The following is a 12,921-nucleotide window of genomic DNA, read 5'->3' on the forward strand; positions in this document are numbered from 1 at the left end:
ATGGAGCAGGACGTAAAGGCATTTCGCAAGTTGGGCGACTTGCTGGCCCGCGGACGGCGCTCCTTGGACCGGTTGCCGGGGGACTGGCGTCTGCGTCGCCGGGCCGCGCTGCGCAATTCCTCCAGTCTGGCAAACCGGCTTCATTTCGAAGCGATCGAGCCGCGCCTCCTGCTGGCCGCGGACGTGCCGCCGATCACCGGCACTATCGAAGTGCCGGGTGAAACCGATCGCTTCGCATTCACCCTGACCGAACCCAAGAAGGTGGTGTTCGATTCCCTCACCGCCACCAACAATATGTTCTGGGCATTGGCGGACCAGAAGGGCAGCATTGTTTCGAACCGCAACCTGGCCCAGTCGGATTCCTACGATTTTTCGGGCGGGAACATCCTCGATCTGCAAGCGGGCGAATATACGCTCAGTATTGATGGGCGGGCCGACGCGACCGGCAATTATGCATTCCGCCTGCTCGATACAGCCAATGCCGATGTCTTTACGCCGGGCGATGTCGTCAACGGGCTGCACAAGGCCAACGAAACCGCGCTCTACAAGTTCGACGCGTTGGCCGGGGACAGTTTCTTCTTCGATGCGCACAGCTATCCAGCTGAATCGACAGCGTGGCGGCTGATCGGCCCGGACGGCGAATATGTGACCGGGCCACATGGGTTCGACGATTCCGGTGCCTATCTGCTGAACCGCAGCGGCACGTACATGATGGAGATTGAAGGCCGGGTGTATAACTCGGCCACGGCCGACATCAGCTATTCCTTCACCTTCGGCAAGATTACGCAGACCAGCGCCGCCCTGACGATCAACGAGCGGGTGCAGGGTCGCCTTGCGACCGCAGGTAGCAGCACGGTGTTCGATTTCGATCTCGCCAGTGACAGCAAGCTGCTGTTCGACAATCTGATCCGCCGCGACAGCCTCAAATGGTCGCTAAGCGGACCGCGCGGTCAGGTGATCAACAACCGGAATTTCAACAGTTCGGATTCCTTCAACGGCGACCCGCTGCTCAATCTCGTCGCGGGACAATATAAGCTGACGGTGTTCGCCGATGGCGATGCAACCGGTGATTTTGCCTTCCGCCTGCTCGATTTTTCGACGACGGCCACCGCGATCAGCGCTGGAGACAGTTTTGGCGCGACGATCGAGGATGGCGGTGCGCTGGCCAATATTGCGCATGCCGCGGGCGCGCCGCTCGACTATTCGGCGCAGGGCGGGGCGATCAACCGCAGTTGGGATGTCGCCACGCTTGGCGAACTTGAAGTCGCGAACGATGCGGCACTCAATCCGGCCGCAATCACGGTCGAGGCATGGGTCAACGCACGCAGCGGCGGCGGCTTCTATCAGGGCATCGTCAGCAAGATAAACGATACCGGATGGAGCAATGGCTACGGGCTGGTGCGCGTCGGGGACAATGTTCGCTTCTTCGTCAACAATTGGAACGATGGCTTTGTCGAGGCGCCGCTCGCGACGGATCAATGGAAGCATGTTGCCGGTGCCTATGACGGCACGACCTTGCGGCTTTATATCGACGGCGCGCTGGTTGCCGAAAAGGCCTATGACGCAGCGATCAACCACAGCGGCAACGCGCTCAATATCGGTGCGGCACCGACCGGCAATTATCAATTTGACGGGCAGGTGGACGATGTCCGCCTATGGGGCATGGCGCGCAGCGCGGCCGACATCGCCAGCGGATATCAGCGCCCGCTGACGGGCAGCGAGAGCGGGCTTGCGGGCTATTGGCGCTTTGACGAGGCGACCGGTCAGACCGCTACGGGTCTCGCGCCGGGCGCGCTGGTCGCCAGCGGCGTCCTGCGGCGCGGGACCGAGACAAAGCTGTTCCGGTTCGACGGGGTGAAGGACGATCATTATTTCTTCAACCTGCTCAGTGCCAGCAATAATCAGTATATACGGGTCTATCGCCCCGATGGCACGCTGCTGCTCAACGGTTCTGGACTGGGCGATATCGATCTTGGAGCGCTGCCCGAAACGGGCGAATATCTGATCGCCGTCGAAGGCTATCTCTACAATCAGGGCAGCGCGGCATTTACCGCAGAACTGCTCAAGGTTTCGGACGATGCTGCCGCGCTGACGCTTAATGCGCTGACCAGCGGGCGGATCGATGCCGGAGAAGCCGATCGCTTCACATTCACGCTGAGCGAAGCGACGAAGCTGGCCTTTGACTCGCTGACGGCAAATTCCGCGCTGAGTTGGTCGCTGACGGGGCCGTTTGGCGCGGAGATCACCAATCGCAATTTTTACTATTCCGATTCAGCCGAGATCGACACCAGTAGCAGCCAATTGCTCAACCTTGTGCCGGGCGCATATACGCTGACCGTCGATGGCGCGGGCGATACGGCTGCCGATTATCAGTTCCGCCTGCTCAACCTTGCAAGCGCAACCGCGCTGACCCTGGACGCGGAAACGACCGGCAGGCTGGAGCCGGGCAACGAGACCGATATGTTCGCGTTCACGGGGCAAGAAGGCGATGCGATCACGGTCGAGCGGATTTCGAGTACGAACGTCAATGCGTACTGGCGGCTCTATGATCCGCTGGGCCGTCTCGTCACATCCGCGCGCCAGTTCAATGACTCGGTGCCGCTCACGCTCGACTATGACGGAACCTATGTTCTGGTCCTCGAAGGGCGGGTGTGGGAAGGGGCGCCAGTCGACTATGCGCTCAAGGTCAGCCGCACCGGCAACACGGCGCCGCCCGACAGAGGCACAGGCACCGCATTCACCCTGGGCGCAGCGGTCGGCGATACGCTGAGCGCCGCAGACGAAATCGATCTCCACAGCTTTACCATTACGGCACCCACCAGGGTCTATTTCGACAGTCTGACGCCCGACACGGGAAAGACCTGGGCGCTGTTTGGCCCATCGGGGCGTATCACGCCGGATCGCGCCTTTTATTACACTGACAGTTTCGAGAATTACGCAAACACTTTTATCGACCTGACCCAGCCGGGTGCCTACCAGATCCGTGTGCAGGGCAGCACTGGCGCCTACAGCTTCCGCCTGCTCGATTTTGCAAGTGCTACGCCCGTTGCGGCGGATGGCAGCGTCACGTCCTCCACACTCACGCCCGTGCGCGAGTCTGACATTTTCAGTTTTACCGCGAGCGCTGGCGAAAAGATCGTTCTCGACGTGCGCGATTATCCCAATAGCGCGAGCTGGCGCATCTTTTCGAGCAACGGGCGTCAACTGTTCGGTCCCGCCGGGTTTGATTATCACGAACTCACCATGCCCGTTTCGGACACTTATTATTTTGTCGTTGAGGGGCGTGTCTGGGATAGCAGCGCATCCGACAATTACGCCTTCATCCTCAATCGCCCGGCTGATCCCGCGCCGATCGATCTGACGCTGAATGACATTACGGAAGGCACCATCGCCAAGACAGGAGATGTCCAGCGCTATCGCTTCACGGTCGATACGCAGAAGCTCGTGATTTTCGATAATTACAGCGCCGAGGTCTATCTTGAATGGGCGCTGACCGGGCCGCAGACATCCGTTGGCAATCGCTTCTATTATTCGGACAGCTACGAACAGCAGAACCGCACGCCGATGCTGCTGGAGGCAGGCGACTATGAGCTGGTGGTCCGGGGATCACAGCAGGTAGAAACCGGCGGGAGTACGCTGGGCGACTATAAGTTCCGCCTGCTCGATGCCGCTGCCGGGACATTGCTCGCGGTCGATGGTTCCAGCACGTCCGGCACGCTCGATCCGGGCCGGGAAACCGATGTCTATCGCTTCACGGCGACCGCGGGCGAGAAGATATTTTTCGACGGTATTCAGGGGGCAGGCAGTGGATCGCTCAAAATCCTCGATGCTTTTGGTCAGGTCGTTTACGGCCCCACCGACTTCCGCGATGCCGCGATCACCATGCCGCGGGCTAGCACCTATACATTGCTGGTGGAAGGGCGGCCCTGGGACAACACGGCGACAATAAACTATCAGTTTGCGCTGTCGCGGATAGAGGCGGACCCAGCCCCCATTGCGCTCAATTTTGGTGAGCTGACCACCGCGACGATCGCCAAGCCGACCCAGAAGCAGGGTTATACATTCACGCTCACTGCGCCCAAATCCTTTTATTTCGACAGTTTCACGCCAGACACAGAGATGTTCTGGACCATTTCAAGCGCCGGGCTGAACCTTGTCAGCAGCAATTTCTATAGCACTGATTCCTACGAAAACAGTGCTGACCGCATCTTCACGCTTCCCGCTGGCGACTATAGCCTGGATGTTTCCGCCAACGCCGGAAAGACAGGCAGTGCCGAATTTCGCCTGATCGACACGGCATCCGCCACCGCGCTGAGCTTCGGCCAGCCGGTTCGCTCCGACCTCACCCCGTTGCGCGAAACGGATGTCTACAGTTTCGACGGGACGGCGGGCGAGACGATATTCTACCAGAATCTGCAAAGCCAGCCCAACGCGTCTTTGCGGATCATCGATCCCGATGGCCTTCAGTTCGTTGGCCCGACGAACATGGACAATCGAGAGATCGTTCTGCCCAAGACAGGGCGCTATCTCATCCTTCTGGAAGGCCGTGTGTGGGATGCCAGCGCCAGTCAGAGCTATGGCTTTACCCTGCAAAAGCCGACCAACCCCACCCAGACCATCGTCATCGACGGCACGACCAATACGGCGCTGACGCGACCGGGCAAGATCGGCAATGCCCTGTCATTTTCCGCCCATGAGCAGCTTCAGATCGTCGATCCCGCGCTTGACCTGCGGCAGGATGTGACGGTCGAATTCTGGATCAATCCCGATCGGCAGGCGGACACATGGTCGCCGATCGTTTACAAGGCCGATGATGCGGGGCAGCGCGGCTATTCGGTATGGTTCAACGCCAATGGCCAGATCCATTTTTCGAGTATGCGCGGCGCGTCGAACGACACGCTGGAGACGGCGGGCGGCGCGGTTCCCTATGGGGAATGGAGCCATGTCGCCGCGGTGCTGGAGCGCAGCACCGGCACGATGAAAATCTATATCAACGGGGTGCTGGCCGCCTCCCGATCGGTCAGTACGGCGCTGTCAAATGGCTCGCCTGCCACGCCTTTGTTTGTTGGCGGCACCAGCGAATATAATGAGGCCTATCGCAAGTTCGAGGGTGGGCTGGACGAGGTGCGCGTCTGGAGCAGCGGGCGCACGGAGGCGCAGATCGCCGCGAACATGAATGCGGGCGCGCCGACGGATACCACTGGCCTGGCGTTGCGACTGGGTCTGGACGCGGTGACATCGGGTGCCGTGACAAATAGCGTCACGGGCGCAACCATCCCGGTTTTGCGCGACCTTGCAAACGTCAAGGGCGTGGTCGAAGGACGCCTCAACACGCCGGGCGACAAGCGGACCTACACCTTCACCGTCGCCGAACGCACGATGATGGTGTTCGACAGTCTGCATGACAATGATCAGATGGTCGTTTCCGTCACCGGGCCGGGCGGTTTTTCGATATCGAACAATTTGCGCAACGGCGACAGTTACGAACTGGGCGGGAGCAACCCCGTTTTCACGGTCGAGCCGGGTACCTACACCATATTGGTCGATGGCACGGGTGCGGCCACCGGAGCCTTCGCCTTCCGCCTGCTCAACCTGTCCGCCGCGCCGCTGGTGCCGTTCGATACCGCGATTTCGCAGTCGGCGAGCGGTTCCTCGGAAAGTTACGCCTATCGGCTGAACGTCAATCCGGGCGACAATCTGCTGCTCGACGTCCAGCAGGTGAGCAATTCGAGCAACAGGGTATCGTATCGGCTGATCGATCCTTATGGCCGCCAAATTTTCGGTCCGGGCGACTTTGCGTCACGGGAAAGCGGCGCACTGGCGATCGGCGGCGTCTACACGCTGATCGTCGAGCCGCGCGTCTGGCGTGAATGGCCGGTGGATTTCCGCTTCGCTGCCTATAAGGTTGTGTCCACCCCGCCGGTCGCGATCACGCTCGATGGCCCCAATCCCCAGGCACCACAGATTCAGCCCGGCAAGAGCGGCAATGCGCTCACCCTGCGCGGGGTCGATTATGTTGAAGTGCCAAGCAGTGCGGAGGTATCGCCAAGCCGCAATCTGACGGTCGAAGGCTGGTTCAAGCTCGACCGGTTCACCAACAGCTGGACGTCGCTGGTTGCCAAATCGACCCATAGCACGTCGCCCTATCGGATTGCGGTGAACGCCAACGGGTCCGTCTGGGCGGCGGTGCGCGATGCGTCCGGGGTGCAGTCGATCCAGACCGGCGGCGGCCTGATCGCCGCGGGGGAATGGGCGCATATCGCGCTGGTGGCCGACCGTGACGGCGGGGCGATGAAAATCCTCGTGAACGGGGTGGAGCAGGCATCGGGAACGATCAGGATCGGCAATAATGCCGATGCTGGCGAGCCGTTGCTGATCGGCCAGTATGAGGAGGTCGAGACCAGCTACGGCCAATGGGAAGGCGCGGTCGACAGCTTCCGCATCTGGGACATTGCGCGCAGCGAGGCTGATGTCGCCGCTGGCATGGCAAGTCCGGCGGCGACGGGGACGAGCGGTCTCCTCTACGCGCTCGATTTTGAGAGTATAGCATTGAGCGGTGGCGCTCTGCTGCGCACCACCAACCCAAATGGTGTTTCCGGTCGCATCGCACAGCCGGGCGAAAGCGATATCTACAGCTTCAGCCTGACGGCCGAAACGCTGGTCATGCTCGACAGCCTGACAAATTCGGGCGACATCAACTGGACGCTGACCGGCCCGCAAGGGGAAATTGTGAGCGCCCGGCGCTTTAGCGACACGGATTCCGCCGATTTCACCGCGTCCCCGGTCCTGCGACTGGGTGCGGGGGATTATGAGCTGAAGATCGACGCGGTCGGCAGCGTGACGGGCAATTATAACTTCCGCCTGCGTGACCTGTCCCTTGGCACGCCATTGACGCTGGGTTCGCCGGTTTCGGGAACACTGACACCTACGAGCGAGACGGACATTTATCGCTTCGCTGCCAATGCGGGGGAGACGTTCTTCTTCGACGGCGGCACCGTTCATAACGACATGCGGTGGCGGCTGATCGATCCGTTCGGCAATGAAGTGTTCGGCCCCAATACGGTCGGCAATATTGACGGGTTGGAACTTGTCATAAGCGGCGTCTATTCGCTGCTGATCGAGGGGCGGGCTTACACCGCGACAGTCGCCGACTATCAGTTTGGCGTCTATCCCATCACCACGCAGAATGCGGCGCTGACCATCGGGTCGCGCGTGGACGGATCGATCGGCGCGGTCGGCGAAAGCGACGCCTACAGCTTCACGCTCGGCGCGGCCAGCAAGCTGGTGTTCGACGCGCTGACGACAGCGACCATATTCAACTGGACGTTGCGCGGCCCCGATGGTGTCGAGGTCGCCAGCCGCAATGTGCATGATACCGACGGCTTTGATTTTGGCGGCAATCCGGTCCTGAGCCTTGGCGCGGGCAGCTATACGCTGACAATCGACGCGACGGCGGAAAATAGCGGCGATTATAGTTTCCGCCTGCTCGACCTTGCATCTGCCGAGGAACTGGTGCCGGACGGCACGTTCAATCGCACCATCGGCCAAAATGGTCAGGAAACGGACATGTTCCGTTTCACCGCCACGACCGGTATGCGGTTCGGCTTCGATGTGGTCAGCAATTCTTCCGGCAACAATAGCTGGCGTCTGATCGACCCGATGGGGCAGGTGATTTTCGGCCCTGTGGGTCTTGGCGATACCGATCTGATGACGGCGGCGATGGCCGGTACCTACACCTTGCTGGTGGAAGGGCGGCGTTCCGCGACCACGGATGGCAGCTACAGCTTCATCTATAATCAGCCCGCGATCCTGGCTGCCGGTGGCCAGACCAGCCAGGATTTCGATGCAGCAGGCCTGCCCTATGTTCTGGGCAATCACCGCGGCACCGCCGCGCAGGTGCTGGCCGATGGCGGGGACAACGTCATAAGGCTGACCGATTCCCTGCAAGTGAACAGCCAGAATTCGATAGCCTTCTCCGCCACTGGCAGCGGGCGGCAGGATGTCGTCGATCTCGGTTTCGATTTCCGCCTGACCCGCCGCGCTGGGCAGGCGGGTGATGCCGACGGCTTTGGCCTGCTCTATCTGCCGGTCAGTCAATATGGCAATGGCGGGCCGGGCCTTCTGGTGACGCCGGAGGCCAATCTTGCCGGTGCGCTGGGCATCGGTTTCGACACGCTGAGCAATGGCGAAGTCAACGCCAATCATGTTTCCATCCATTATAATGGCGTCAAGCTGACCGACATTGCCGATCCCGGCCTGACGCTGGCCAGCGGCGATTGGGCGCGCGCGCGGATAGTCGTGGAGCGGACCGATGGCGGATCGCTGGTCACGATCGAACTCACGCCGGAAGGTGGCGCGACCATTGCCGCCGTCACCGATTTCTTCGTGGCCGGCATGGAATTGGAGGCGGGACGTCTGGTGCTGGGCGCCAGTCAGGGCAGCGCAACAGCCGATCAGGACTTTGACAATTTTGCCATCGCCATGACGGCTGCCGCGCAGCCAATGACGGCGCTGACGCTCAACGATGCAGTCAGCGGTTCGATTGCTGCGGCTGGTGCGGTGCAGCGCTACGAATTTACCCTGACGGAAGAAACCGCCGTCGTTTTCGATGCGCTGACCAATAATAGCGCGCTGCGCTGGGAGATTAGCGGCCCGACCCAGACGCCCGCCCCGCGCAGTTTCAACGGCACCGATTCTGCGGAATTTTCCGGCAATCCGGTCATGACGCTTGCGCCCGGTACGTATCGCGTCGCCATTTCCGCCACCGGCGCCAATACCGGCAGCTTTTCGTTCCGCCTTGCTTCGCTGGCTGACGGCACAGCGATCGACCTGAACGAAACGCAGGATCTCACGCTCACGCCCGGCAATCTGACGGAAATATACCGGTTCGATGCTACTGCGGGACAAGCGCTGTTTTTCGACCTGCTCAGCGGATCGAACGATCCTTTCTGGCGGCTGATCGACCCGGCCGGCAATCTGGTTTTCAACACGACGCGGGTCGGTGATGTCGAGGAGCCACTGTTGCCACTCGACGGCACCTATACGCTGCTGATCGAAGGGCGTGTCGGCACATCCGCGCCGCAGACTCTCAGCTTCCGTGTGGTCGATATGGTTGAGAGCATCACCCCGCTGACCATCGGTGAGACGATTAGCGGTACGATCGCTGCGCCCGGCACGAAGGTGCGTTACACTTTCAGCGTCAGCGAACCGCAATATCTGATATTCGACAGCCTGATCAACACGACCCAGTTCGCATGGACGCTGACCGGACCTTCCGGGACGATCCTTTCGCGTCATTTCCAGAATGCCGATGCCCATTCCGGCGCATCGCCCGGCGCGATGTTTTTCGAGCCAGGTGATTATGCCATCACCGTCGACGCCAATAATGATCTGACCGGCGATTTTGCCTTCCGCCTGCTTGATACGGCGCTGGCGAGCGATCTTGTGCTGAACGCGCCGACCACCGGACGGCTGGAGCCGGGCAACAGCAGCAACCTCTACAAATTCACCGGCGCTGTCGGTGACGAGATATATTTCGATTTCATATCCGGTCCCGGATCGGGGCAGTGGCGACTGTTCGATCCCGATGGCCGGGTGGCGATGAGTGCCAATTATCGTTCGGATACCGGCTTCATCACGCTCGACAAGGCAGGCGTATACACACTGGCCTATGAAGGCCAGATCGGCGAAGGCGGACCGGTCGATTACCAGTTTCAGGTCGACAAGGTCGTGCACAAGAGCCGCACGATCGATCTGGGCGAGACGATCAGTTCGACGCTCGATCAACCCGGCCAGCGGGAAGATCTGCTTTTCACGCTGACCGAGGAAACTTTGGTCTATGTCGACGCCCTGACGCCGTTTGGCGATGTCAGCTGGCGACTGACCGGCCCCGCCGGTGACTTTGCCGCGCTGCCCTTCACCCAGACCGACAGTTATGACCGGTCCAACGCCCAGGTGGTCTATCGTCTGCCCGCTGGCGATCATGTGCTGCGGATCGAAAGCGGCACGACGGCGGACCGGGATTATTCCATCCGCCTGCAAAATCTCGCCGATGCGCTGCCGATCACGCCGGGCGTGCCGGTCAATGGCACGCTCAGCCCCGGCTCCGAAACCGACATTTATCGGTTTGACGGAGAGGCGGGCGACCGCTTCTTCTTCGACAGGCTCAGCTATGCGGGCGTGTCCACCCACTGGCGGTTGATCGCGCCCAATGGTCGGCAGCTGTTTGCCGGTGACATGAACGATGTCGACACGCTGGTCCTTCCCGACAGCGGTGCCTACACGCTGTTGATTGAAGGCTATGTGCAGCAGGCCGCGTCGGTCGGGACCTATAGTTTCAACGTCATCGAGAACACGTTGATTGCGCCTATCCGCATTTCCTCGCTGGAAGTGCGGCCCTCGCCCGATCTCATCCCGATCGAGCTTGCGGTCAGCAGCAGCGGCACGATCAGTTCCGGCAGCGAGATTACCATCAGCTGGAAAACCCGCAATCAGGGGACCCGACCAACCGATGGCGCGTGGCAAGACCGGGTGTTGCTGCGCAATCTGGATACCAACGAGATTATCGGCAACATCCTGCTGGATGACAGCGGCACGGTGATCTCTGCGGAAGGTGAACGGCAGCGGCAAACCACGCTGACGCTGCCCACGGGCAATCGCGGCGTCGGCCGGATCGGCGTGACGGTGACGAATGACGTTGCCAACACGATCAGCGAAGAAAATATCCTGGGGACCGCCGAAACGAACAATGCCGCGACGCTGGAGTTTACGTCCCAACTGGCCCCGTTCCGCGATCTCGTCGTTTCCGCCGTAGCGGCGGACCCGGCTGGCGGTTGGAACCCCGGCGATACCGTCACGGTCAACTGGACCACCACCAACGCGGGCAACAGCGCGACGGCGGCGGATTTTAGCGAACGGGTTTTCGTGCGCAATGTCATGACCGGCCAGCAGGTTCAGGTCGCCACGGTGGGCTTCACCGGCGCGTTGGGCGCGGAGGAGGCGGCGCAACGGTCCGCACAGATCGTCTGGCCCGTCGGCATAGTGGGGCAGGGCATTTTCGAATTTTCGGTCGTGACCGATATTTTCGATCAGGTGGCCGAAGCGAATATAACCGCCACTGGCGAGACCAACAACAGCACGGCGGAAACCTTCACGTCCGCGCCCGATCTCCAGATACGCAATCTGGCCATCAGCAACAGCGCGCCCGCTTCGGGCGACGTCATCACGCTGACATGGGACGAAAGCAATCTGGGCAATGTCGGCACCCTGGCGGGGTTCGACAATCGCCTGCTGGTACAGAATCTGACCACTGGCGAGACGCTGCTCAACAGTACGATCATTACGACCAGCGCTTTGGCGGCAGGAGAAAGCCGCGCCCGCACCACCAGCTTCACCCTGCCAGACGGGCAACGCGCGGTTGGCGACATCCGGGTCACGATAATCGCCGACAGCAATGCGAACGGGCAGACGAGCGTGCGCGAGGCGGCAGCCGGTGTTGCCGCCGAAGGGAATAATAGCGCGCAAGCCGCAGTCGCCGTGACTGCCCGCCAATATGCAGATTTGCGCGTCAGCAATGTCAGTGCGCCGGCCAATGGCCTGGGCGGGGGCAACATCACGGTCAGCTGGACCGTGACCAACGCCGGTGTGGCCACGGCGGACGGTGTTGCATGGACGGACCGGGTGATATTGAGCAGCGATGCCATCATCGGCAACGCAGACGATGTCATACTCGGCAATGTCGCCCGAACAGGCGGACTGGCGGAGGGTGGCAGCTATAATGGTTCGGGTACGCTTGCCCTGCCCAACGTGAATTCGGGCGATTATCGCATCTTTGTGGTGGCCGACGCGGCGCAGGACATTGTCGAACCGGATACACGGGCAGACAATGTCGGTGGCCCCGCGAACGTCGCCATTACCAGCCGCGCGCCCAATCTGGTGACCGAAGCCATATCCGGCCCGACTGCCACAGTGCTGGGCGGCGATCCCTTCACGGTTTCGTGGCGAGTGCGCAACACCGGTGACGCAGCGGCTGCGGGCGGTCATATCGACCGGCTCGTTCTGTCGGCCGATGGCGTCGCCGATGCAGGTGACCTGGTGCTGGCCGAAGTGTCGCGCGACGCCGGGCTGGCAATAGGTGATAGCTATACCGTATCGGTTCAGGCCCGCGTGCAGGACGGACGCAGCGGCGATTATCGCCTGATATTGGTGACGGACGCCGGAAGCACGGTGTTCGAAAATGGCCTTGAAGGCGACAATGCCGGGGTCTCGACCCCTGTTCGTTTCGCTGTGGCGCCGTCAGGCAATCTGGTCGTCGAAAACGTCACTGCGCCCGCAGGTGCGCGACCGGGCGAGACGGTAGAGGTCAGCTATAGCATCCGCAACAGCGGCACGGTGACCGCGAGTGCGCCCTGGGCCGACCGCATCTATGTGGATGACGACACGACCGTTTCGGGCGCGACGACGCTGGCCAGCATCGTCCGCACATTCGATCTTGCGCCGGGTGAAGCCTATGAGGTGCGTCAGTCGGTCACATTGCCGGAGAACCTGGCCGATGGCACATATAACATCCTTGTCCGCGCCGATGTGGGCCAGCAAGTGTTTGAAGGCGGCATAGAGGCGGACAATGATGGCGCGTCGGGCGCGCTCACGCTGACCCACCCCGATCTGGTGCCGATCGACGTCACACTGCCGGGCGGCGTCAATCCGCAATCCAACAGCGACATTGCCGTGACATGGCAGGTCCGCAACGATGGCAGCGGGGCCAGCATTGGCGGCTGGACCGACAGCCTCTGGCTTTCCCGTGATGGCATAGTGGGTGCCGGGGACATCAAACTGGGCGAAGTCGTGCGCGGGTCGAGCCTGGGCGTGGGCGAAGTTTACGACGGCGCGCTGACCGTTCATCTGCCCATTGATGCTTCGGGT

Annotated in this window: 1 protein-coding gene (only partly in view); it reads left to right on the plus strand. The window is 61.3% G+C overall.

Translation table 11 applies throughout. From position 1 onward, the window contains the following. Positions 1-12,921, plus strand: the beginning of a protein-coding gene (locus tag ACODSR_RS01525; protein ID WP_489073057.1) for a putative Ig domain-containing protein. 23,739 nt of this gene lie beyond the right edge of the window; the window shows 12,921 of its 36,660 coding nt (coding positions 1-12,921); its start codon is at positions 1-3; its stop codon lies beyond the right edge, outside the window.

The organism is Sphingobium sp. FG125, assembly GCF_057809795.1.